At 73.0% G+C, this 22,308-nt stretch carries 21 protein-coding genes; 11 read left to right on the top strand and 10 right to left on the bottom strand.

The window, feature by feature from the left end:
• The first annotated feature begins 6 nt into the window (after nucleotides 1–6).
• Together CLV63_RS04830 and CLV63_RS04825 are read left to right on the top strand one after the other, a co-directional pair.
• Nucleotides 7–660 carry an FMN-binding negative transcriptional regulator gene (locus CLV63_RS04830; protein WP_106581631.1) on the top strand — a complete coding sequence of 218 codons (654 nt, stop codon included), beginning with the start codon at nucleotides 7–9 and terminating at the stop codon, nucleotides 658–660.
• Between the two features lie 52 nt (nucleotides 661–712).
• Nucleotides 713–1,792, top strand: a complete 1,080-nt coding sequence (locus CLV63_RS04825; protein ID WP_106581630.1) for a C45 family autoproteolytic acyltransferase/hydolase — start codon at nucleotides 713–715, stop codon at nucleotides 1,790–1,792.
• Between the two features lie 131 nt (nucleotides 1,793–1,923).
• Here the strand turns inward: CLV63_RS04825 and CLV63_RS04820 are convergent, their stop codons facing one another.
• The gene (locus CLV63_RS04820) at nucleotides 1,924–2,739 is read right to left on the bottom strand and encodes a class I SAM-dependent methyltransferase (protein WP_170134144.1); all 816 of its coding nucleotides are present in this window, start codon (nucleotides 2,737–2,739) and stop codon (nucleotides 1,924–1,926) included.
• A 237-nt stretch (nucleotides 2,740–2,976) separates the two neighbouring features.
• Here CLV63_RS04820 and CLV63_RS04815 point away from each other — a divergent pair, with 237 nt between their 5' ends.
• The 6 genes from CLV63_RS04815 (at nucleotide 2,977) to CLV63_RS04790 (ending at nucleotide 9,841) form a co-directional block, all read left to right on the top strand.
• Nucleotides 2,977–4,575 (top strand): ABC transporter substrate-binding protein, encoded by a 1,599-nt coding sequence (locus CLV63_RS04815; protein WP_106581629.1) that lies wholly within the window; start codon nucleotides 2,977–2,979, stop codon nucleotides 4,573–4,575.
• Entirely contained in the window at nucleotides 4,572–5,516 is a 945-nt protein-coding gene (locus CLV63_RS04810; protein ID WP_106581628.1) for an ABC transporter permease, read from the top strand. Before CLV63_RS04815 ends, CLV63_RS04810 begins: the two co-directional genes overlap by 4 nt.
• A gap of 2 nt (nucleotides 5,517–5,518) precedes the next feature.
• Entirely contained in the window at nucleotides 5,519–6,382 is an 864-nt protein-coding gene (locus tag CLV63_RS04805) for an ABC transporter permease (RefSeq protein ID WP_106581627.1), read from the top strand.
• 70 nt (nucleotides 6,383–6,452) lie between these two features.
• Nucleotides 6,453–7,277: a creatininase family protein gene (locus CLV63_RS04800; protein ID WP_106581626.1), complete on the top strand. Its 825-nt coding sequence runs from the start codon at nucleotides 6,453–6,455 to the stop codon at nucleotides 7,275–7,277.
• Nucleotides 7,278–7,279: 2 nt separating this feature from the next.
• The gene (locus CLV63_RS04795) at nucleotides 7,280–8,065 is read left to right on the top strand and encodes a carbon-nitrogen hydrolase family protein (protein ID WP_106581625.1); all 786 of its coding nucleotides are present in this window, start codon (nucleotides 7,280–7,282) and stop codon (nucleotides 8,063–8,065) included.
• A gap of 57 nt (nucleotides 8,066–8,122) precedes the next feature.
• On the top strand, nucleotides 8,123–9,841 hold the full coding sequence (locus tag CLV63_RS04790) for an ABC transporter ATP-binding protein (protein ID WP_106581624.1): 1,719 nt from the start codon (nucleotides 8,123–8,125) through the stop codon (nucleotides 9,839–9,841).
• An 80-nt stretch (nucleotides 9,842–9,921) separates the two neighbouring features.
• Here CLV63_RS04790 and CLV63_RS04785 read toward each other — a convergent pair whose 3' ends face one another.
• The 9 genes from CLV63_RS04785 to CLV63_RS04745 form a co-directional block, all read right to left on the bottom strand.
• Complete coding sequence (locus CLV63_RS04785) at nucleotides 9,922–10,569, bottom strand: GntR family transcriptional regulator (RefSeq protein WP_106581623.1); 648 nt, start codon at nucleotides 10,567–10,569, stop codon at nucleotides 9,922–9,924.
• 412 nt (nucleotides 10,570–10,981) lie between these two features.
• Nucleotides 10,982–11,815 (bottom strand): sugar phosphate isomerase/epimerase family protein, encoded by an 834-nt coding sequence (locus tag CLV63_RS04780; protein ID WP_106581622.1) that lies wholly within the window; start codon nucleotides 11,813–11,815, stop codon nucleotides 10,982–10,984.
• 90 nt (nucleotides 11,816–11,905) lie between these two features.
• Nucleotides 11,906–13,075 (bottom strand): DUF993 family protein, encoded by a 1,170-nt coding sequence (locus tag CLV63_RS04775; RefSeq protein WP_106581621.1) that lies wholly within the window; start codon nucleotides 13,073–13,075, stop codon nucleotides 11,906–11,908.
• Nucleotides 13,072–14,238 carry a Gfo/Idh/MocA family protein gene (locus tag CLV63_RS04770; RefSeq protein ID WP_106581620.1) on the bottom strand — a complete coding sequence of 389 codons (1,167 nt, stop codon included), beginning with the start codon at nucleotides 14,236–14,238 and terminating at the stop codon, nucleotides 13,072–13,074. The genes CLV63_RS04775 and CLV63_RS04770 overlap by 4 nt, the downstream gene beginning before the upstream one ends.
• On the bottom strand, nucleotides 14,235–15,128 hold the full coding sequence (locus CLV63_RS04765) for an ABC transporter ATP-binding protein (protein ID WP_106581619.1): 894 nt from the start codon (nucleotides 15,126–15,128) through the stop codon (nucleotides 14,235–14,237). Before CLV63_RS04765 ends, CLV63_RS04770 begins: the two co-directional genes overlap by 4 nt.
• Nucleotides 15,121–15,852: an ABC transporter ATP-binding protein gene (locus tag CLV63_RS04760; RefSeq protein ID WP_106581618.1), complete on the bottom strand. Its 732-nt coding sequence runs from the start codon at nucleotides 15,850–15,852 to the stop codon at nucleotides 15,121–15,123. The genes CLV63_RS04765 and CLV63_RS04760 overlap by 8 nt, the downstream gene beginning before the upstream one ends.
• Nucleotides 15,849–16,916 carry a branched-chain amino acid ABC transporter permease gene (locus CLV63_RS04755; protein ID WP_211301151.1) on the bottom strand — a complete coding sequence of 356 codons (1,068 nt, stop codon included), beginning with the start codon at nucleotides 16,914–16,916 and terminating at the stop codon, nucleotides 15,849–15,851. The genes CLV63_RS04760 and CLV63_RS04755 overlap by 4 nt, the downstream gene beginning before the upstream one ends.
• On the bottom strand, nucleotides 16,900–17,787 hold the full coding sequence (locus tag CLV63_RS04750; protein ID WP_211301150.1) for a branched-chain amino acid ABC transporter permease: 888 nt from the start codon (nucleotides 17,785–17,787) through the stop codon (nucleotides 16,900–16,902). Before CLV63_RS04750 ends, CLV63_RS04755 begins: the two co-directional genes overlap by 17 nt.
• Nucleotides 17,788–17,792: 5 nt before the next feature.
• Complete coding sequence (locus CLV63_RS04745; protein ID WP_106581616.1) at nucleotides 17,793–19,064, bottom strand: amino acid ABC transporter substrate-binding protein; 1,272 nt, start codon at nucleotides 19,062–19,064, stop codon at nucleotides 17,793–17,795.
• A 103-nt stretch (nucleotides 19,065–19,167) separates the two neighbouring features.
• Here CLV63_RS04745 and CLV63_RS04740 point away from each other — a divergent pair, with 103 nt between their 5' ends.
• The 3 genes from CLV63_RS04740 to CLV63_RS04730 all read left to right on the top strand — a co-directional run bounded on the left by CLV63_RS04740 (nucleotide 19,168) and on the right by CLV63_RS04730 (nucleotide 22,254).
• Complete coding sequence (locus CLV63_RS04740) at nucleotides 19,168–20,199, top strand: LacI family DNA-binding transcriptional regulator (protein WP_106581615.1); 1,032 nt, start codon at nucleotides 19,168–19,170, stop codon at nucleotides 20,197–20,199.
• 233 nt (nucleotides 20,200–20,432) lie between these two features.
• Nucleotides 20,433–21,215, top strand: coding sequence for a hypothetical protein (locus CLV63_RS04735; RefSeq protein ID WP_106581614.1), 783 nt, complete (start codon nucleotides 20,433–20,435; stop codon nucleotides 21,213–21,215).
• A gap of 214 nt (nucleotides 21,216–21,429) precedes the next feature.
• Complete coding sequence (locus CLV63_RS04730; protein ID WP_106581613.1) at nucleotides 21,430–22,254, top strand: aldo/keto reductase; 825 nt, start codon at nucleotides 21,430–21,432, stop codon at nucleotides 22,252–22,254.
• Nucleotides 22,255–22,308: the final 54 nt, after the last annotated feature.

The raw sequence follows: 22,308 nt of genomic DNA, 5'->3' as shown, positions 1-22,308 counted from the left end.
GAAGGCATGCACGAGTTCGAGAGGTACTCACCGGACGACCCGCGGCACGCGGTGGAACTCGTGCGCACGCACCCGTTCGCCCTCGTGGTGAGCGCGGACGGCGGTGTGCCCGTCGCGACGCACGTTCCGGTCGTGGCCGACCCCGCGACCCCCGTCGGTGACTCCTTCGCCGGCGCGACGCTGCTGGGCCACATGGCGCGGGCCAATCCGCAGTGGCGCTCGTTCGCGGCGGCCCCGGACGTCCTGGCCGTGTTCTCCGGGCCGGACTCCTACGTGTCGCCGACGACCTACGGCCGCGACCCGTCGGTGCCGACCTGGAACTACGCCGCCGTCCACCTGACCGGGCGGGTGGAGGTGGCGGACGGGCCCGACGACACGCTCGCCGTCCTGGAGGAGACGGTGCGCGCGCTGGAGTCGCTGCGCTCCCCGTCGTGGGACATGGCGGCGTCGCGGGGCCGGTTCGCCGAGCTCGTGTCCGGGGTCGTGGCGTTCCGGATCCGGGTGTCGGCGCAGCGCAGCGTGTTCAAACTCGGCCAGGACCTGCCCGCCGACCTGCACGACCGGGTGCACGGTGCGGCGGCGGAGGGGCCGCACGCCGCCCCCGAGCTCGCCGAGCTGATGCGGCGGGTCGACCCCCGCGCCCACGGCGGCGGGGCGTGAAGGGGTACACCGGTACTCCGAGCCATCACCCCCAGCAGAGAGGAACCGACGCATGAGCGTCCCGACTTTCACCTCCTCCCGCGCCGACGGCCCGGGCCGGGCCCGCGAGTTCGGGCGGGCGTGGAGCGCCGAGATCCGCGCCGGCTTCGACCGCTACCTCGGCCTGTTCGCCGCGTACGGCGCCGAACCGGCGCAGGTCCGGTCGTGGAGCGAGCAGGCCCTGGAGCGCACGGCGGAATGGGCGCCAGGGCTCGCAGCGGAAATCGAGGGGATGGCGGCCGGGTCCGGGCTGGCCGTGTGGCAGGCGGGGGCCCTCAACGCGCGCACGGAGGTCCTCGCCGCCGCGCGCTACACCGGCGACGGCGAGTGCTCGACCGCGGTCGTGCTGCCCGGCGGGGGAGCGCCGCCGCGCACGATGCAGACCTGGGACTGGCACGCCGCCCTGGGCGGCGGCGTGGTGGTGTGGGCGTTCGAGCCGAGCGAGGGGCGCACGGTGCGCTGCTTCACCGAGCTCGGGGTGCTCGGCAAGGTGGGGGTCAACAGTGCCGGGCTGGGGGTGCACTTCAACATCCTGCGGCACGCCTCCGACCACGACCGGATCGGCGTGCCGGTGCACGTGGTGGCGCGCCGGATCCTGGACGAGGCGGACACGGTCGGGGCGGCGGCGGAGATCGCACGCTCGGCGCGCGTCTCGGCGTCCACCGTGGTCACGGCGGTCGCGTTCGACGGCGCGCAGGGCGACGCCGCGGCGCTCGAACTGTGCCCGGACGGTGTCGCCGAGGTGCGCGCGGGCGACGACGGGGTGCTGCTGCACACCAACCACTTCGTCGACCCCGCCCTGGCGAAGGGCGAGACGGTGACCCCGGCGGAGTCCACGACGTTCGGCCGCCTCGCCATGCTCGGCGAGCGCACGGCCGGGCTGTCGTCCCCGGAGCCGATCGACCGCGCCCGCGCGATGCGCGGCACCGGCGCCGACGGCGTCTCACTGTGCCGCCACACGGTCCCCGGCCGGCCGGTGGACCAGGACTCCGAGACCCTGCTGACGATCGGCCTGGACGTCGCGGCCGGGCGGTTGGAGTTCCACCGCGGGGGACCGTGCGGGGTCGACGAGGCGACCTGGCAGACCTTCTGAACCCACCGGGTTCGGGGGCCGCAGCGGCCGCCGAAGCACATCCTGTCGATCGGTCACCGGGCCGGGCCCCGGACGCGGACCGGCCCACGTCGCCCAGTTCGCCGGGCCGGGTGGGCGTTACCGGTGGGGGGTCAGGCGCGGCAGAGGATCTCGCCGTGGAGGAGGGAGAGCCACCCGTCGTCGGCCGCCGCCCAGGCGCGCCACCCGGCGGAGATCCGGTCGAGGTCGCCGCCGGGGGTGCCGCCCGCGAGGAGCTGGCGGGCGAGGTCGGAGTGGCGGATCCGGTCGGCCCACAGCCCGCCCCACCACGCGCGGTCCTCGGGGGTGGCGAAGCACCATGTGGAGGAGGTCGCGGTGATGTCGGTGAACCCGGCGGCGCGCGCCCACGCCAGCATGCGCCGCCCCGCGTCGGGTTCGCCCCCGTTGGCGCGGGCGGCCGACTGGTAGAGGTGCATCCACTCGTCGAGCTCGGGCAGCGCCGGGTACCAGGTGAACGCGGCGTAGTCGCTGTCGCGGGCGGCGACGACGCCGCCGGGCGCGCAGACCCTGCGCATCTCGCGCAGCGCCGCCACGGGGTCGGCGACGTGCTGGAGGACCTGGTGGGCGTGGACGACGTCGAAGGTGTCGTCGGGGAACGCGAGCGCGTGCACGTCGGACACCGCGAAGGTGATGTCGTCGCGGCCGCGCCGGGCGGCCTCGGCGCGCGCGAGGCCGAGGGCGTCCTCGGTGACCTCCACGGCGGTCACGCGCCCGGGTGCCACGAGCGCGGCGAGGTCGGCGGTGATGGTGCCGGGGCCGCAGCCGACGTCGAGGACGCTCATGCCGGACCGCAGCGCGCCGGTGAGGTAGGCGGCGGAGTTCTCGGCGGTGCGCCAGCGGTGCGACCGCAGCACGGACTCGTGGTGGCCGTGGGTGTACACGGCCGGCCGGTCGCCGTTCTCGCCCATGGTCTGCTCCCCTTCGGATCGCGTCGGACGCGGCGACACTAACACGACGTCCCGCATGGTGAGAGCAGTGTCTCACCATGCGGATGGCGGGTCGGCGTCGACGGCCGGGCGTTTTCCTGCGGATGAGGTATTGACCACATGTGCGACGTTGCGTATACATGACGGATACCGCAGGACCGGATACCGCACTGACCCCCGCGCACCGCACCCCGGGAGGCCGCCTGTGAGGGCCGAGCAATGAGTCACGGCAAACCCGATCGCCGACAGGTCCTCCGCGGCGGCGCGGCCCTCCTCGGCACCACGGCACTCGCCGGATGCGCGCAGGCCGGCGGGCTCGACCCGGCGCTGGACCGCGTCCGGCCCGGCGCAGAGGGCGAACCCGCACGCGGCGGGGTCCTGCGCTTCGGCCTGTCGACCGACCCGTCCAACTTCCACCCGCACATCTCCGCCGGCAGCGCGAGCGACACCGTCGTCCAGCTCGTCTACAACGGGCTGCTCGCCTTCGACGCGGACGGCGAGATCGTGGGCGACCTCGCCCGCGAATTCGGCTGGGACACCGACACCCGCTACGAGGTCACCCTGCACTCCGAGGTGTACTTCCACGACGGGTCCCGGCTCACCGCCGCCGACGTCGTCCACTCCTTCGAGCTGATGCTCGACCCCGACAACGGCACCACCACCGGCCCGCTGCTGGCCGGGGTCGAGAAGGTCAGCGCCCCGTCGGCGGACACCGTGCTGTTCGAGCTCGCCGAACCCAACGCCACCCTGCCGTTCGCGCTGGCGTCGCGCAGCGCCAACGTCGTCTCCCGCGCCTGGTGGGAGGGTGGCGCCGACCCCCGCACGTCGATGATGGGCACCGGGCCCTTCACCTTCGTGGAGCGGATCCCCGGCGTGAGCCTGACGTTCGAGCGGTTCGACCGCTACTTCGTCCCCGAACTGCCCTACCTCAACGGCATCCAGTTCACGCCGATGATCGACGACTACGCCCGCGTGACCGCGCTGCGCTCGGCCACCGTCGACATGATCGACTACGTCCCGGCCACCCACCTCGACGTCGTCCGCCGCAACCCCCGCCTGGACCTCGTCTCCGACACCACGTTCGGGTTCGGCTGTATCGGGTTCGTCACCGACCGGCCGCCGTTCGACGACGTGCGCGTCCGCAAGGCCGTCGCGCTGTCCATCGACCGCAAGGCCATCCTCGACACCGCGTTCCTCGGCAACGGCGAACCCATGACGGGCGGCCTCACCGCCCCCAGTGTCGCCGACTACGCCAACGACCTCGAAGGCACCTACGAGTACGACCCCGACCAGGCCGCGCACCTGCTCAAGAAGGCCGGCGTGCGCGGGCTGGACCTGTCGATGGTCACCACCAGCAGCTACTCGGTGATCTCCCGGCCGGCCGAGGCCGCCCTCCAGTCGCTGCGCACCGCGGGCGTCGACGTGAGCCTGGAGCGCCAGGAGTGGCTGACCTTCCGCGACACCGTGCAGGCCCGCACCTTCCCGTCGTTCTCCTGGGGCACCGCGCCCGCCTACGGCGACCCCGACGCCATGCGCGACTTCGTCGGCACCGGCGGGGTGTGGGCCGACTACCTGAAGTTCAGCGACGACAAGGTCGACGGCCTGCTCGCGGAGGGCCGCCGCACCCGCGACCGCGGGCTGCGCGAGGAGCTGTACCACAAGGCCGAGGAGCGCGTCCTCGACCTCTGCCCCTGGGTGCTCACCGTGCGCAGGGAGCAGGGGGAGGCGTTCCACACCTACGTCCGGGGCTTCTTCCACCCGCCCAAGGGCGCGTGGACGCTGATCGCCCTGCGCCAGACCTGGTTGGAGGAGCGATGAGCGGTTTCCTCGTCCGCAGGCTCGGGCTGGCCCTCGTCCAGCTCGTCGTCGTCGCATCGCTGATCTTCCTGCTCGTGCGGCTCATCCCCGGCGACGCGGCCCGCGCCGTCGCCGGGGAGATCGCCACCAAGGAGCAGGTCGCGGCGATCCGCGCCGAAATGGGGCTGGACCGCCCGGTGTGGGGCCAGTTCCTGGACTTCTGGGCGGGGCTGCTCCGCGGCGACCTCGGCACGTCCCTGATCAGCGGCCGCGAGGTCATGCTCGACCTGCCGCCGCGCGTGGCGAACTCCCTGGAACTCGTGCTGATCGCGCTGGCGCTGGCGGTGCTCATCGGCGTCCCCCTCGGCCGGTGGGCGGCGCTGCGCGCCGACCGGGCCGGCGACCACCTCGTGACCGGGGCGGGGATCCTCGGCATCTCCCTGCCGGTGTTCGTCCTCGGCACGCTGCTGCTCCTGGTGTTCTCACTGTGGCTGCCGATCCTGCCGCCGGAGCGGTTCGTGACCATCGGCCAGGACCCCGCCGCGCACCTGCGCGCCCTGGTCCTGCCCGTGGTCACGCTGACCGCCGCCTCGACCGCCGTCATCGCGCGGATGACCAGGTCGTCCATGCTGGAGACGCTCAGCGCCGACTACGTGCGCACCGCCCGCTCCAAAGGGCTCGCCGAGACGCTGGTCGTGCGCCGCCACGCCCTGCGCACCGCGCTCATCCCGGTCGTGTCGATCACCGGGGTGGAGCTCGCGACACTGATCGGCAGCACCGTCCTGGTCGAGACGATCTTCGGCTGGCCAGGGATGAGCTCCTTCCTGATGAACGCCGTGGGCTCCCGCGACTACCCCGTCATCCAGGCCGTGGTGCTGTCCACGGCGACGATCGTCATCGCCGTGAACTTCGCCGCCGACCTCGTCATCCGAGCACTGGACCCGCGAACGGAGGCGGTGTAGCCATGGCCACCGCGGTCCCACCCGCCGCACCGCCCGAATCCCGGCGCGCCCCGGCCTGGCGCCGCGCGCTGCGCAACCCGCGCATCAGCATCGCCGGCGGGCTGCTGCTGGTCGCGGCGCTCGCAGCGGCGCTCGCGCCCGTGATCACACCCTTCGACTACCGCGACCAGGTGGCGCTGCCCCTCACCGGCAGCGGCCTGCTCGGCACCGACGACTTCGGGCGCGACGTGCTGTCCCGGCTCGTCATGGGCATGCGCACCTCGCTGGTCGTCGCCGCGGCGGCCGTGGTCATCGCCGCGGTCCTCGGCGTGCTCGCCGGGCTGGTCGCCGGGTACCTCGGCGGCTGGACCGCGGTCGCGGTCACCCGCGGCGCCGACATCCTGCTGAGCTTCCCCGCGGTGGTGCTGGCGATCGCCGCCGTCGCGATCCTCGGCCCGGAACTGCGCAACGTGGTGATCGTCATCGGCGTCCTCTACGTGCCGCGCTTCGCCCGGATCGTCTACGTCCAGGTCCTCACGGTGCGCTCGGCCGAGTACGTCGACGCGGCCCGGGTCATGGGCGCCGGACCGATGCGCATCATGCTGCGCACGGTGCTGCCCAACATCGCGGCGCCCATCATCGTGCAGACCAGCCTGTCCCTCAGCTTCGCCGTGCAGGTCGAGGCGGGACTCAGCTTCCTCGGCCTCGGCGCGCAGCCCCCGCTGCCGTCGCTGGGGACCATGGTCGCCGCGGGGCGCGACTTCCTCGAAGTCCAGCCGAGCCTGCTCATCCACCCCGCGGTGGTGATCATCGCGATCGTGCTGGCCCTCAACGTGCTCGGCGACGGCCTGCGCGACCTGCTCGACCCCCGGCGCGCGGCCCGATGACGCGCCCGCCCCGGCACCCGCAGGGAACGGCACCACCCGGTGCACACCACGAACGAAAGCGGAGGAGCCCATGACCACCACCTTCCGGACCCGGCGGCTCGGCGAGATGAGCTGGACCGAGGCGCGCGAGGCCGCCGCCGCCGACCCGGTGGTGCTGCTGCCCATCGGCGCCGTCGAACAGCACGGCCCGCACCTGCCCATCGAGGAGGACTCCTTCGTCGCGGAGTGGGTGGCCCGCGAAGTGGCGGCGCGCACCGACGCGCTCGTCGCGCCGTCGCTGAACTACGGCCACTCGCCCACGTTCCGCGGCTTCACCGGCAACCTGTCGCTGAGCGCGCGCACGCTGGAACTGGTCACCGGCGAGCTGATCGCGGCGCTGGTGGAGTCCGGCTTCCGGCGCATCGTGCTGGTCAACAACAACGGCGGCAACGTCGGCCCCGTGTCCAGCGCGGCCTTCGACGCCCGCCGCGACCTCGGCGTGCTGATCGGGCACCTGTACCCGTGGCAGCTCGGCTACGCGCTGATGCGCGACCTCTACGACGACCCGGCGACGGCCTACGGCCACGGGGCCGAACCCGAACACTCCGCGATGCTGGCGATGTTCCCGGAGCTGGTGCAGTCCGACCGGGTCGAGAGCGGCGGCATGAGCGGCTTCGACGGCTGGCGGCCCACCAGCTACAACGAGACCCGGATCGGCGAGCACGCCGTGCGCGGCACCATCTTCTGGGACTTCTCCGAGGTCAGCCCGACGGGTGTGTCGGGCGACCCGCGGCTCGCCGACGCCGAGACCGGCAAGCTCTGGATCGAGCGCGTCGTCGGATTCTGCGCCGACTACGTCGCCGAGTACGACCGCAACACCCGCGCCGACAGCGCGGCCGGAACCACGGAGGTCTGACCATGCGCGTCGCCATCTGCCAGTTCGAGGTCCTCGACGACCCCGTCGCCAACGCGCGGATCATCGACGGGTTCGCCGCCGAGGCCGCAGCGGGAGGGGCGCGGCTGCTCATCGCCCCCGAGGCGGCGCTCGTGCGGCTGCCCGACAAGGACGCGCCGCTCACCGGGTACGCCCAGGCCCTCGACGGCCAGTTCGTCACCGACCTCGCCGCGTCGTCCGCGGCGCACGGGACCGCCATCGTCGCGGGCAGCTACACCCCGGGGGACGGCGCCCGCGTGCGCAACACCCTCGTGGCGGTCGACAACGGGTCGCTGGCTGCCCACTACGACAAGCTGCACCTCTACGACGCGTTCAGCTACGTGGAGTCCGACAAGGTCGAACCCGGCCGCGGCGGGGTCGGCTTCCTCGACCTCGACGGCACCCGGTTCGGCCTGGTCACCTGCTACGACCTGCGGTTCCCCGAGATCTTCCGGGCGCTGGTGGACCTGGACGCGCACGCGTTCGCGCTGCCCGCCGCCTGGATCCGCGGGCCGGTGAAGGAGGAGCACTGGCTGACGCTGCTGCGCGCCCGCGCGATCGAGAACACCGCCTACGTCCTCGCCAGCGGTGAGGCCGGCGCCGCGTGCATCGGCCGCTCCGCGGCGTTCGACCCGCTCGGGCTGCAACTGCTGGACCTCGGTGCCGGCAACGGCATCGGGTTCGCCGACGTCGACCGGGACCGGATCGACGAGGTCCGCGCGGCCCTGCCGTCGATCCGCAACCGGCGGTTCGACGTCGTGCCCCGGTAACACCCCGCCAGCCCAGCCCAGCCCGGACCTGCCGCCCCGCGAACCGGTGAGGAAGCCATGACCGCACTGCACGACGACGCGCCTGATGTCGCGCCGGTACTCGGCCTGGACGGGCTCAGCGTGGACTTCCGGTTGGGCGGGGAATGGGTGCCCGCCGTCAAGGGGGTCTCCTTCGGGGTGCGCCCCGGGGAGATCCTCGCGGTCGTCGGGGAGTCCGGGTCGGGCAAGTCGGTGAGCACCATGGCGGTGCTCGGCCTGCTGCCGCCCAACACCCGCCGCAGCGGCGGGATCCGGTTGGCAGAGCGCGACCTGCTGCGCGCAACGGTCGCCGAGATGCTCGCGGTCCGGGGCCGCGAAGTCGCGATGATCTTCCAGGAGCCCATGACGGCGCTCAACCCCGTGTACACAGTGGGCGAGCAGATCGTCGAGGCGATCCGCTGCCACCAGCGGGTCACCAAGGCCGCGGCGCGGAAGCGGGCCGTGGAGCTGCTCACCCTGGTCAACATGCCCGAACCGGAGGTGCGGGCCGACTCCTACCCGCACCAGCTCTCCGGCGGGCAGCGCCAGCGGGCGATGATCGCGATGGCGATCTCCGGCGACCCCAAGGTGCTCATCGCCGACGAGCCGACGACGGCGCTCGACGTCACCGTCCAGGCCGAGATCCTGGACCTGCTGCGGGACCTCCGGCACCGGCTCGGCTCCGCCATCGTGGTGATCACCCACGACATGGGGGTGGTCGCCGACCTGGCCGACCGCGTGGTGGTGATGCGCGAAGGGGAGGTGGTCGAGGAGGCCGACGTCCACACCCTGTTCGCGTCGCCGCGGCACGACTACACCCGCCGCCTCCTCGACGCGGTCCCGCACCTGGGGCGCACCCGCACCGGAGCGGGGCGCCGACCGGAGCGGGCCGCGGCCCGCGACAGCCCCGCCGACCCCGGCGGCGGGGCCGCCGACCGCGACACGACCCTGGTGCTCGACGACGTCGTGCTGGAGTACCCCGGGCGGTTGGGCCGGCGTGGGTACCGCGCCGTGCACGGGGTGAGCCTCGACATCGAACGCGGCGAGATCCTCGGCCTGGTGGGGGAGTCGGGCTCCGGCAAGTCCACCATCGGCCGGGCGGTGGTGGGCCTGCTCCGGCCGGTCTCGGGCAGCATCGGGGTGTGCGGACTCGGTGGTCGGCTGAACCGCGCGCAGCGGCTCCGGCTGAGCCGCACGGTGGCGATGGTGTTCCAGGACCCCGCGTCGTCGCTGAACCCCCGCGCGAGCATCGGCGACAGCATCGCCGAGCCGTTCCGGCTGCACCGTGTGCTGAGCGGGGCGCCGCTGACCACGCGGGTCGGCGAACTGCTGGAGAGCGTGGAGCTCCCGGCGTCGTGGCGGGACCGCTACCCGCACGAACTGTCGGGCGGGCAGCGCCAGCGGGTCGGCATCGCGCGCGCGATCGCCCTGGAACCGGAACTGCTCATCGCCGACGAGCCGACGTCGGCCCTCGACGTCTCGGTGCAGGCCAGGGTCCTCGACCTGTTCCTCGACCTCCAGCAGCGGCTGGGCTTCTCCGCCCTGTTCATCAGCCACGACCTCGCCGTGGTGGAGACTCTCGCCGACCGGATCGCCGTGCTGCGCGACGGCCGACTCGTGGAACTGGGCAAACGTGAGCAGGTGCTGCACGCGCCTAAGGAGGACTACACCCGCGACCTCATCGCCGCGGCCCCGGTGCCCGACCCGGTCGAGCAGCGCCGCCGCCGCACCGCCCGAGCGGGCACAGACGAGGTGTGAGACGGGCCCCTGCCTGCCGGGGAAGGCGGTATGGGGCGCGCCCTCGCCCGCCGGGGAGCGCGGCGCGAGATTGCGGTGCCCTACCTTCCCGGGAGGGCGGCGAGCACCGCCTCGATCGGGCGGAGGTGGGCGTCGAGGGTGCCGAGGAAACCGTCGGTGTCGCGCTCGCGGAGGGCCTTCAGCAGCAGCCGGTGCTCGGAGTCGATGTGGGTGCGCCGCTCGGGCCGCGCGGTCATCGCCATCAGCGAGACGCGCAGCAGCCGCGGGCTGAGCGCCTCGTAAAGCTCGGTGAGGACGGTGTTCCCCGCGGCCGACACGATCCCGCGGTGGAAACGGTAGTTCAGGTCGGTGCCTTCGAGGGTCCCGGCGTCGACGGCCTCCATGCGGTCCAAAAGCTCGGTCAGCTCGTCCGGCAGCGGGAGCTCGCGCTCGCACACCAGCCGCCCGGCGTGGCCCTCGATGAGCCGGCGGCTGTCGTAGACCTCGATCAGCTCGGTGGCGGTCACGGTGCGCACCTGCGCGCCGCGGCGCGGGGAGTGCACCATGAACTTCTCGGCGGACAACTGGTGGAACGCCTCGCGGACGGGGGTGCGCGACACCCCGACGGCCTGGCACACGGTGGCCTCGTCGATGAAGCTGCCCGATTCGAGACGGCCGGTGAGGATGCCGTTGCGGACCCATTCGTACGCCCGCACACGGGCGGGCTGGGCGGACTGCTGCACGGCCATCGACGGCTCCAGAGGCGACTCAGTGTGACGTATACACCGAGAATATCCGACCTGGGGCCGCGCCCATGCGACACGTGATGCCGCCGCCTGGTCGCGCGCGCGGCAGCGTCCACATCCGGTCACCGTCCCTGCGCCCGGCGCCGCCGATCGCGAGGGGCGCGATGGCTCCCGCACCCTCTCAGCTCAGAGGCCGTCGGGGTGCCGTCTGGCCTGTCCCGGTCAGGATGTGCTTCGGCGGTCGCTGCTGCGCAGCAGCGACCGCCGAAGCACATCCTCTTTGCCGGATCCGGACCGGCACCCCCACCAGTCACCCAGCCTTGCGTCCGGCAATGGGGGTGACTGACGCCGCGGCCACGGGGCAGTCACCCCCATTGCCCAGGTCAGCTGAATCGTGGGAACCTCCTCCTGCCCGTCAAGGCAACGGCGTTCCCGCCGGTTCGGCGACGTGGGTGCGGTAGGCGGTGATCGCCGATGCCAGGGCCTCCTTCGGGGGGCGGGCCCACAGGGCGGCGTTGAACACCTCGACCTCCACCGGGCCGGTGTACCCGGCCTCGGTCGCCAGACCGAGGAGGCGGCGGTGGTCGATGGGCCCTTCGCCGGGGAGGCCGCGGCCGAGCAGCGGATCGGGCAGCGGCACCAGCTGATCGCAGGCGTGGAACCCGGCGATCCGGCGGCCGGCCCGCGCGATCGCGGCCTCGATGCGCGGATCCCACCACACGTGGAACTCGTCGACGATCACGCCGACGACCTCCTCCGGGTACGGCTCCGCCAGGTCCACCGCCTGGTCGAGTGTGCACAGCACCGAACGCTCGGCGCACTGCACGGGGTGCAGCGGTTCGAGCCCCAGCCGCACCCCCCGCTCGGCGGCATAAGGCGCCAGCTGCTCCAGCGCCCCGGCGACCGCGGCGCGGGACCCCGGCAGGTCGCCGCCCGCGATGCCGCCGACCACCAGGACCAGCACCGGCGCCCCGAGCGCCGCCGCCTCGTCGATCGCGGCGGCGGTGTCGCCGATCGGGTCGGCGACCGGGCCGTCGGGCCCCGCGCCGGTGAAGGAGCCGCCTCGGCACAGCGAGGACGCGCGCACGCCGTGGTCGCGCAGCAGCGCCGCCGCCGTGTCGACGCCGACCTCGGCGACCCGGTCCCGCCACAGGCCGATCCATTCGACACCGGCCTCGGCGCACCCGGCGACCGCCTCCGGCAGGGTCCAGTTCTTCGTGGTGATCTGGTTCAGGCTGAAGCGGTGCACGTCGGTTCACCTCCGTCTGGTCCAGCGGCGACCGCCTCCGGCAGGGTCCGGTTCTTCGTGGTGATCTGGTTCAGGCTGAAGCGGTGCACGTCAGCTCACCCCCGCTCGTTCCAGCAGCGGGCGCATGCGGGCGACGGCGAGGTCCGGGTCGGCCAGCACCCCGGCGGTGTCCGCCAACCGCAGTACGCGCGCGAGGTGCGTGATGCTGCGCGCCGACTCCAGTCCGCCCAGCATCGTGAAGTGCGACTGGTGGCCGTTGAGGTACGCGAGCAGCACCACGCCGACCTTGTAGTGGGGGGTGGGCGCCCGGAAGATCTCGCGGGACAGCGGGACGGTCGGGTCGAGCAGCGCCCGGAACCCGGCGGTGTCGTCTGCGTCGAGCCGGGCGAGCGCGGCCCCGGCGACCGGGGCGATCGGGTCGAAGATGCCGAGCAGTGCCTCGCTGTGCCCCTTCGCGTCGCCCGCGATGAGCTCCGGGTATGCGAAGTCGTCGCCGGTGTAGCACGCGACGCCGGGCGGCAGCGCCCTGCGGAACGCCACCTCCACGTCGGCGTCCAGGATCGACACCTTCACCCCGGCGATCGCGCCCTCGTGCCGGGCGCACAGCTCGGCGAGTTCGCGCGCGGCATCGGCCGGGTCGGCGTGCCCCCAGTATCCGGCGAGCGCGGGGTCGAACGCCTCGCCCAGCCAGTGCAGCAGCACCGGCCCCTCGGCGTCGGTGAGCAGCCGCCCGTACGCGTCGTGGTAGTCGTGCGGTCCGCGCGCCGCGGCGGCGAGCGCCCTGCTGGCCATGACCACCGGGACCGCGCCGACCGCCGCGACCTCGGCGAGCTGTTCGCGCCACGCCCCGACGACGGCGTCGATCTCCGCCGGCCCGGGCGGGAGCTGGTCGGTGCCCACGCCGGCGCACCACGCGCCGCCGCTCTCGCGGGCCTCGGCCCCGGTGCGCCGGAGCAGTTCCCTGGTGGTGGGCCAGTCCAGGCCCATGCCCCGCTGCGCGGTGTCCATGGCGTCGGCGACCCCCAGGCCGCAGGACCACAGGTGCCGCCGGAACGCCATGGTGGCGTCCCAGTCGACGGCGCCGGGCGCATCGGGGGCGAGGGGGTCGGCGACGACGTGCGCCGCGGCGTAGGCGGTGCGGCGGCGCACCGCGCCCCCGGCGGGCGGGAGGGCGCCCCCGGCGGGTGCGGGGGCGGCGGCGCCGGAGGGCCGCCAGGTGCTGAGGGTGCCGTCGTCGCCGGGCAGGCGCAGGCCGCTCACTGGTCCGCCCGCCCGGGGACGTCGATCCACCGCCGCTGCTCCGAGGACGCCAACGCGAGCTCGGCGAGCCGGTTGCCGCGCGCGCCCTCGGCGAGGGTCTGCGCGAACGGCGCGTCGGTGACCACGTGGCGCAGGAACGACGCCCACTGCCGCTTGAACGCGTTCTCCTCGGCCTCCTGCGGGGGGACGGGCAGCCACCCGGCGCGGAAGTCCAGCGGGTTGGGCACGTCGGGGTTCCAGGTGGGCCGCGGCGTCGCGGAGCGGGGCTGGAGGCGGCATTCGCGCGGGCCGGCGACCGCCGAGCCGTCGGTGCCGTCGACGTGGAACTCCACCAGTTCGTCGCGGTTGACCCGGGTCGCCCAGGAGGAGGTGACGGTGGCGAGGATCCCGCCGGGCGCACCGTTGTCGATCTCCAGCAGGCCGTAGGCGGCGTCGTCGGCGGTCGGCGTGTACACCGCCCCGTTCTCGTCGCGCCGTTCCCCGATGTGCGTGACCGCGCGGCACAGCACCGCCGTGATCTGCCCGAACAGTCCTTCGAAGAGGTACTGCCAGTGCGGGAACATGTCGAGGACCATCCCGCCGCCGTCCTCGGCCCGGTAGTTCCAACTCGGGCGCTGCGGCTCTTCGAGGCCGCCCTCGAACACCCAGTAGCCGAAGTCGCAGCGCACGCTCAGCACCCGGCCGAAGAACCCGGACTTCAGGGCCCGTTCGAGCGCCCGGATGCCGGGCAGGAACAGCTTGTCGGCGACGATGCCGTTCTTCATCCCGGCCGCCGCGGCGAGCCCCGCCAGCTCGAACGCCTCGTCGGCGCTGGTCGCCAGCGGTTTCTCGCAGTACACGGCCTTGCCCGCGGCGATGGCGCGGCGCACGGACCCGGCGCGCGCCGCGGTCGCGGTGGCGTCGAAGTAGATGTCGACGGCCGGGTCGCCGAGCACCGTGTCGAGGTCGGTGCTCCAGCGGGCCCCGCCGGCGGCGTCGGCGACCTCCTTGAGCCGCCGCTCGTCGCGGCCCACCAGCACGGGATCGGGCATGATGACGTCGCCGCCCGGCAGCACGATGCCGCCGCTGTCGCGGATCGCCAGGATGGAGCGGTGCAGGTGCTGGTTGCGCCCCATCCGGCCGGTGACGCCGTTCATGGCGATGGTGACGGTCTTCTCGGTCATGGCCTGCTTCCGTCGTCGGGTGCGGTGTTCGTCGGCGGTTCGTCGTCGGCGGGGGGCCGCGGGCCGGGCGCGGTGGCCGCATCGGGCGCGCCGGACGCAGCGGACGCATTGGGCGCGGCCCCGAGGTAGAGGCGGCCCAGCGCGGGGTCGGCGAGGAGGTCGGCGGCCGGGCCGGAGATGTGCACCCGGCCCAGGTCGAGGACGCAGCCCACGTCCGCCATCTCCAGTGCGCGGCGCGCGTTCTGCTCGACCAGCAGCACCGCTGTGCCGAGTTCGCGCATCCGCGCGATCTGGTCGAACAGGGCCGTGGTGGTCTTGGGGTCGAGGCCCATGGAGGGTTCGTCGAGGAGCACGACCGCGGGGTCCAGCATCATCGCGCGGGCGAGTTCGACCTGCTTCTGCTGCCCGCCGGACAGCAGCCCGGCCGTGGCGTCCCAGCGCTCCCCGACGACGGGGAAGACCTCGCGGACGCGGGCGCAGCGCTGCTCCACGAGTTCGGCGTCGCCGACCGTGTACGCGCCCAGCCGGACGTTCTCCTCCACCGTCATCTCGCGGAACACGCTGTGCCCCTGGAGGACGTGCGCGATCCCCTTGGCGAGCAGGGCGCGGGTGCCGAGCCCCGTCACGTCGGCGCCCTTGAGCAGCACGCTCCCCGACCGGGGGGCGAGCAGCCCGCTGGCGACCTTGAGCACCGTGGACTTCCCGGCGCCGTTGGGGCCGACCAGGCACACCACCGACCCCGCGGTGACGGTCACGCTCAGCCCGCGCAGGACGAGCGCCGCCCGCCCGTACCCCGCCTCGATGTCGCGGATCTCGAAGACGGGATCCGGGACCTGTTCGTTGTCGGCCCGCGCCGAGGTGGCGCCGGTGCCGGTTCGCGGCTCAGACACCGAGATACGCCTCCAGGACACGGGGGTCGGACTGGATCTCCGCCGGCGGGCCGGCCGCGATGGGCCGCCCCCGGTCGAAGACGATGATGTGCTGGCACAGGCTCATGACCATCGCCATGTTGTGCTCCACGATGAGGAAGGTGCGGCCCTCGGCGTTGAGGTCGCGCACCAGGTCGCCGATGCGGTCGATGAGGGCGGGGTTGACCCCGCCCGCCGGTTCGTCCAGCAGGATGAGCTGCGGGTCGGCCATCAGGACCGCGGCCAGCTCCAGCAGTTTCTGCTGGCCGTAGGACAGGTCCCTGGCGTCGGTGCCCGCGAGGTGGTCCAGGCCCACGCGCTCCAGCCAGCCCATCGCCACCTCGACGTCGGCCTTGCTGGTGAGGCCGCCGAGGATGTCGCGCAGCCGCGGGCGGCGCAGCGACACGAGCATGTTCTCCATGACGGTGAGCCGCGGGAAGACCCGGCACAGCTGGAAGGTGCGGCCCAGGCCGGCGTGCGCGATGCGGTGCGGCGACCAGCCGGTGACCTCGGTTCCGCCCAGCCGCACCGTGCCGGAGTCGGCCTTGATCATGCCGGTGACGATGTTGAACAGGGTGGTCTTGCCCGAGCCGTTCGGCCCGATCAGGCCGTTGATGCGGCCCTCGTGCAGGTCGAGGTCTGCGCCGTCGACGGCGACCACCCCGCCGAAGGACTTGCGCAGGCCCTTCGCGCTCAGCGTGCTCACGTGGCGGCCCCTCTGCTCTCGTGCAGTTCCTGCTGGGTCTGTTCGCGGATCGAGGCGGATTGCGGCCGGAACCGGCGCAGGGCCCGCTGCACGGCCGGGATGACCCCCTCGGGCATGAACAGCACGACGACGAACAGCAGCGCACCGGACAGGATGATGTGGAGCTGGCTCTCGCCGTGCTGGGTGAGGAAGTACTCGTTGGCAGGGGCGACGACGAACGCGCCCAGCGTCGGCCCGAGCAGGTACCTGCTGCCGCCCAGCAGCGCCATGAGCACCATGGACGAGCCGAGGACCAGGGAGAAGACGAAGATCGGGTCGAGGTTGCCGAACCACATCGCGTACAGCCCGCCCGCGGCGCCGGTGAACGCCGCCGAGACGGTGAGGGCCGCGACCTTGTAGGCGGTGGTGGGCACGCCCAGCGCCTCCGCCTTCTCCTCGTCCTCGCGGATCGCCTTCAACCCGGCCCCGTAGCGCGACCGGTCGATGAACCACCAGGTGAGCAGCGCGAACAGGAGCAGCACGGTGAACAGGTAGAAGAACAGCGCGTGGTTGCCGGTGCGGCTGATCCCCGCGACGGCCCCGGGGACCTGGAGCCCGGCGGAGCCGCCGGTCAGCCACGTCATGTCCTGGGCGAGCAGGCTGAGCATCGTCACCATCGCGATCGTGACGATCACGAAGGACGCGCCGCGGGCCCGCACCGCCGCCAGCCCGGCGACCGCGGCGAACACCGCGACCACCAGCACGCCGAGGACGAACGCGGCGGCGTGCGGCAGGCCCAGCGTCACCACGCCGATGCCGGTGGCGTAGGCGCCGAGCCCGAAGAACGCGGCGTGGCCCAGCGACACGTAGCCGGTGAAGCCGCCGACCATGCTCCAGGAGGTGGAGAGGACCGCGTACATCACCACCAGCACCCCGGCGTAGCGGAGGTAGCCACCCGGCGCGATCCACGGGTAGGCGAGCAGCAGCACCAGCAGCAGGCCCAGCCCGATCCGCAGCGGGACCGACCTGGGGAGGTGCGGCAGCGCGGTCGGCGCGGGGGAGCGGACACTAGAAGCGTTCGGCAAGGCGACCTCCGAAGAATCCCTGCGGCCGCAGCAGCAGCGTCGCGAAGAGGAAGGCGTAGAACATCAGTCCCGCCTCGGTGGCGCCGCCGGAGACCTGCACGACGGCCTCGATGGTGCCGAGGATCAGCGCGGCGATCGCCGCGCCCCGGACGCTGCCGAGCCCGCCGACCACGATGATCGCCATCAGCTTGCCGATGTAGTCCCAGTGGGCGGCGGGGAAGAACGGGTCGATGATGGACAGCACCGCGCCGCCGAGCGCTGCGGTCGCCAGCCCGATCCCGAAGCCGATCCCGGTGACCTTGGCGGTGTCGATGCCGACCAGCCGGGCGGCGTCGGGGTGCTGGATCGTGGCGCGCAGCGCCTTGCCCAGCCGGGTCAGCCGCAGCACGGCGAAGATCGCGATGAACGTCGCCGCGGCGAGGCCGAACCCGATCAGCCGGTCGTAGGGGAACGCGACGCCGAACAGGTGCAGCGACGTCGTGGCGTAGTCGACGGTGATGGACCGGTAGGACCCGGTCGCGACGTAGCCCAGCCCGCCCTCGATGAGCAGCGCGAGGGAGAACGTCAGCAGCACCGACATCATCGCCAGCGACTCCTGCGGGATCCGCGCCACCAGCACCCGCTGGATCCCCACACCGAGGAGGAAGAACAGCGGGACCGTGATCACGGCGGTGAGCAGCGGGTCCATGCCGGTGACGGCGTGCAGGAAGTAGGTGATGTAGGCGGCGAGGAACAGGAAGGCGGGGTGCGCGACCATGACGACGCGCATCACCCCGAAGTACAGGGTCAGCCCGGAGGCGAGCAGCGCGTACACGCCGCCGGTGAGCACGCCCAGCGCGAGGCCCTGGGCGAGCAGCGAGAGTGAGGGCACGGCGATCACCACTCCGCTTTCGGGTGGACGAGGTCGCCGGTGCGGGCGTCGTCGTCGGGCAGCACGATCTCGGGACCGTCGGCCTGCCATTGCTGGATGAGGTGGGCCGACTGCGGGCGGCCCTGCTCGTCGAACCGGAGCGGCCCGACGATGGTCTCGGTCTCGGCGCCGCGGATGTGGTCGGCGAGCGCCTTCTGGCACTTCCGCCCCTGCTCGGCGCAGCCGACCTCCTCGACGGCAGCCGCGACGACCTCGCCGGTGGTGAACCCGTTGGCGGCGTCCTCGGAGGGCGGGGCGCCGTGCAGTTCGGTGTGCCGGGCGACGAAGTCGGCGTTCTGGCCGTAGTCGGCGCTGGGCGACCAGCCCACCGGGGAGATGATGCCCTCGGTGGCGCCGCCGACCGCCTCCTCGAACTCGGGGATGGTCGGGCCGGTGGAGAACGCGGCCATGCGCGGCTGGTAGCCGAGTTCCTGGAAGCCGCGGACGAGCCCCACGGAGTCCTCGAACTGGGTGCCCCCCACGACGAGGTCGGCGTCGGTATCGGCGATGCGCGCGGCGATGGCGGTGAAGCCGGTGGTCCCCGGCGGGTAGACCTCGTCGGCCACGGTCTCGACGCCGGCCGCCTCCATGCGGTCCTTCAGGCCGTAGGCGGTGTCCTGGGCGAAGGGGTCGTCCAGGCTGGCGTACGCGGCGGTGCGGGGGCGCTCGTCGGCCGGCAGCTTCTCGATGTAGTCGGCGAGGTTGTCGTAGTGGTCGCTGGCGACGGCGGGGGCCGCGTAGAAGAGGTATTCGAAGCCCTGCTCGAACACCTCGTCGGAGGCGCCGGCCGGTTCGACGAAGAGCATGTCGTAGGACTCGGCGACCTCGGCCGCGGGGATGACGAGCCGGGTGGAGAATGGGCCGAAGACCAGATCGACCTTTGCCTGCGTGATGAGGGACTCGTAGTCCGACACCACCTTGTTGGGGTCGGAGGCGTCGTCCCGGAAGACGAGCTCGACGGGGCGGTCGAGCAGGCCGCCCGACTCGTTGACCATCGCCGCCCAGGTCTCGTAGCCCTGTCGGACGCCGATCCCCGGTTCGGAGAAGTCGCCGCTCAGGGGCATGGAGATCCCGATGCGCACCGGTTCGCCTTCGAGTCCTGCCGCGCCCGCGTCGAAGGTCCCCGCGGCCCCGCCTTCGGCACCGGCCGTGGGGTCTTCGGGAGTGCTGCACGCTGAGAGGGTCGTCAGGAGGGTGAAGGCGGCGAGTGAGGTGACGAGCGGACCGCGGTCGCGCATGTTCCCTCCTCCGTTCACGCACTTGATGGTGGAGAAAGCGCTTTCGTAAGCGCTTTCGCGCTACCCTAGATGACGGAAATGTTTCGGACAAGGGGGACGATCGGTGACCGATTCGGAGCGCTCGTTGCGGCTGGTCGACGTGGCCGAGGCCGCGGGGGTGTCATTGGCGACGGCATCCCGCTCGATGGCGGGGCGCGACGGGGTGAGCACCTCGGTGGCGGCGCACGTGCGCGCGGTCGCCGCCTCCCTCGGCTACATCCCCAACGCCCACGCCAGGGCGCTCGCCGGGTCGGCGCAGCCCATGGTCGGGCTGATCGTGCACGACGTCTCCGACCCCTACTTCGCCGAGATCGCCCGCGGGCTGCTCCGGGTGGCGGAGGAGCGCGGCATGATGGTGCTGATCAACCAGTCCGAGCGCAGCTCCGACACCGAGCTCGCGCGCATCCGGACCCTGCGCGCCCAGCAGGTCGGCGCCATCGTGCTCGCCGGGTCCGGCTACGTCGAGCCCGAACTGGAGGCCGACGCGACCGCCGAGCTGCGCGGCCACATCGAGTCCGGCGGGCGGGCCGCGCTGGTGGGCCGGCACCACATCCCCGTCGACGCGGTGCTGCCGGCGAACCGGCCGGGCGGCGCGACCGCGGCGGCCCACCTGGCCGAACTGGGGCACCGCCGCATCGCCGTCATCGCCGGGGACCCGCGGCTGTGCACGGTCGCCGACCGGCTGGCGGGGGTGCGCGCCGGCGCCAAGAAGGCCGGCCTCGACCCCGGCGCCGTCGTCGTGCTCGAATCCGCGTTCTCCCGCGAAGGGGGTGCGCAGGCGGCGCACCGCCTGCGCACGGAGTACCCGGACGTCACGGGGGTCGTCGCGCTGTCGGACGTCATGGCGATGGGCGCCCTGTCGGAGCTGCGGTCGGCCGGGGTGTCGGTTCCCGGCGACGTCTCCCTCGTGGGCTTCGACGACGTGACCGTCGCGGCCGACCTCGCCCCGGCGCTGACCACCATCCGGCTGCCCATGGCCGAGATGGGCGCGCTCGCGCTGGAGATGACCTTCGGGCCGCGGGCCGAGAAACCGCGGCGACGCCGCACGTCGCACACCCTCGTCGTCCGGGACTCCACCGCACCCCCGCGCCGGTAGGGCGGGCGGCGCGGCGGCCGGCGGCGCGTCCCTGGTGCCCAGGTCATCAGGGACGCGAAAACACCCTCGCACCCGTTGCGTCAACGGCATGGTGCGCCGGGCCTGGGCGGCGGCACGCGGGGGCTTGACAGGGAGTGCGCGGCGGTTACGCTACTGACCCGGAAGCGCTTGCGTAAGCGCTTCCGGGCAGGTCTGTTCCGGATTTTCGCCGCTACCGAAAGAAGCGCGAAGCCATGACCGCGTATCCCCGCCGCCCGCACATCCTGGCCCCGGCCGCCGCGGCCGCCCTCCTCGGGCTCACGCTCGCCGCCGCCCCCGACGCCCGCGCGGCACCGGAACGGGCGGGCCCCGCCGGAGCTCCCGCCCCGCGGTCCGAGACGAACGGGACTGTCCCCATGGCCGACGCCGAGGTGTCCGAGCGCGGCGGGAGGGCGACGGTAGAGGGCGCGACCGGGCCGGAGCACTGGGCGCCGGTGACCCCAGAGAAGTGGGACTTCCCCGGCTCGGAGGTGGTCCTCACCGAGGCGGGCACCGACCCGGGGCCGCCGCGCCGGCCCTACGAGTACGCCGTGCTCACCGCCGGGCCGCGTTTCGGCGAGGTGCGGATCGACGCCGAGGTGCGCATCGACGAACCCGTGGAGGTCGACAACCGCGACGTCGTTGTGCTGTTCGGCTACCGCTCGCCGACGGAGTTCTACTACGCCCACCTGTCGCAGGACAACACGATCTACCCGCACAACGGCATCTTCAAGGTCGACGGCGCCGACCGGGAGCGGATCGACGACCAGTGGGACGGGGAGGTGGGCGCGCCGCCCGCGATCACCGACGCCGAGTACCACCCGGTGAGCGTCCGCCACGACCCGCGCTCGGGCCGGATCGCGGTGTTCGTGGACGGCGCCAAGCGCCCGCTGATGACCGCGAAGGACCGGACGTTCGACTCCGGCCGGGTCGGATTCGGCTCCTTCGACAACTACGGCCGCCTCCGCGCCCTCAAGGTCACCGGCAGGCCCGCCTGACGGAGCGCGGGACCCGCCCGGTCCCGCCCGGACCTGCCCGGTCCCGCCCGGTCCCGCCCGGACCTGCCCGGTCCCGCCCGGTCCCGCCCGGACCCGCCCATCAGGGCGCGGGGTATCGGAGTGTCACACGGCGTGTTCGGGCGGAATGTGGTGCCACCTGAGAGGGTTGTCCGGTGAAGACGAGATCCGACGACCTACTGATCAGGGAGTTTTCATGCCTTTGGTTCCCGATGTCACGCTGAACAACCGCGTGCGCATGCCGCAGTTGGGGTTCGGTGTTTGGCAGGTCGGAAACGACGAGGTCGTTGAGTCGGTGCAGACCGCCATCGAAGCCGGGTACCGCAACATCGACACCGCGCAGTTGTACGGCAACGAGGCGGGCGTGGGCGAGGCCGTCCGGCGGTCCGAGGTGCCCCGCGAGGACCTGTTCATCACGTCGAAGCTCGCGAACGACTCCCAGGGCCGCGACGCCACCCTGCGCGCGTTCGACGAGTCGATGCGGCGCCTCGGCATCGACACGCTCGACCTGTTCCTCATCCACTGGCCGCTGCCGGAGCGCGACACCTACATCGAGACGTGGAAGGCCATGGAGAAGCTGTACGCCGACGGCCGCATCCGCGCCATCGGCGTCTCCAACTTCCAGGTCGACCACCTCACCCGGCTCATCGCGGAGACCAGCGTCATCCCCGCGGTCAACCAGATCGAGCTGCACCCCCGCCTCACGCAGGCCGAGCTGCGCAGGTTCCACAAGAAGCACGGCATCGCCACCGAGGCGTGGAGCCCGCTGGGGCAGGGCAACCTGCTCAAGGACCCGGAGATCGGCGCGATCGCTGAGTCCTACGGCAAGACCCCGGCGCAGGTGATCCTGCGCTGGCACCTCGACATCGGCAACGTGGTCATCCCCAAGTCGGTCACCGCGTCGCGGATCCGCGCCAACATCGAGGTGTTCGACTTCGAGCTCGACGCCGCCGACGTCGAGCGGCTCTCGGAGCTCAACGCCGACCAGCGGTTCGGCCTTCACCCGGACGCCGTGAACTAGGACCGTGGACCGGACCCTGAACCAGGGGTGCTCCGCGAGCGCGAAAGGGCCCGC

The organism is Murinocardiopsis flavida (assembly GCF_003014485.1).
Classification (GTDB): Bacteria; Actinomycetota; Actinomycetes; order Streptosporangiales; family Streptosporangiaceae; genus Murinocardiopsis; species Murinocardiopsis flavida.
Note: the sequence above shows the minus strand (reverse complement) of the source record. Positions and strands in the feature narration are given on the sequence as shown.

Coding starts and splice junctions, on each gene's coding strand:
- CLV63_RS04830 (WP_106581631.1), top strand. CDS start 7: ATGCACGAGTTCGAGAGGTACTCACCGGACGACCCGCGGCACGCGGTG.
- CLV63_RS04825 (WP_106581630.1), top strand. CDS start 713: ATGAGCGTCCCGACTTTCACCTCCTCCCGCGCCGACGGCCCGGGCCGG.
- CLV63_RS04820 (WP_170134144.1), bottom strand. CDS start 2,739: ATGGGCGAGAACGGCGACCGGCCGGCCGTGTACACCCACGGCCACCAC.
- CLV63_RS04815 (WP_106581629.1), top strand. CDS start 2,977: ATGAGTCACGGCAAACCCGATCGCCGACAGGTCCTCCGCGGCGGCGCG.
- CLV63_RS04810 (WP_106581628.1), top strand. CDS start 4,572: ATGAGCGGTTTCCTCGTCCGCAGGCTCGGGCTGGCCCTCGTCCAGCTC.
- CLV63_RS04805 (WP_106581627.1), top strand. CDS start 5,519: ATGGCCACCGCGGTCCCACCCGCCGCACCGCCCGAATCCCGGCGCGCC.
- CLV63_RS04800 (WP_106581626.1), top strand. CDS start 6,453: ATGACCACCACCTTCCGGACCCGGCGGCTCGGCGAGATGAGCTGGACC.
- CLV63_RS04795 (WP_106581625.1), top strand. CDS start 7,280: ATGCGCGTCGCCATCTGCCAGTTCGAGGTCCTCGACGACCCCGTCGCC.
- CLV63_RS04790 (WP_106581624.1), top strand. CDS start 8,123: ATGACCGCACTGCACGACGACGCGCCTGATGTCGCGCCGGTACTCGGC.
- CLV63_RS04785 (WP_106581623.1), bottom strand. CDS start 10,569: ATGGCCGTGCAGCAGTCCGCCCAGCCCGCCCGTGTGCGGGCGTACGAA.
- CLV63_RS04770 (WP_106581620.1), bottom strand. CDS start 14,238: ATGACCGAGAAGACCGTCACCATCGCCATGAACGGCGTCACCGGCCGG.
- CLV63_RS04745 (WP_106581616.1), bottom strand. CDS start 19,064: ATGCGCGACCGCGGTCCGCTCGTCACCTCACTCGCCGCCTTCACCCTC.
- CLV63_RS04735 (WP_106581614.1), top strand. CDS start 20,433: ATGACCGCGTATCCCCGCCGCCCGCACATCCTGGCCCCGGCCGCCGCG.
- CLV63_RS04730 (WP_106581613.1), top strand. CDS start 21,430: ATGCCTTTGGTTCCCGATGTCACGCTGAACAACCGCGTGCGCATGCCG.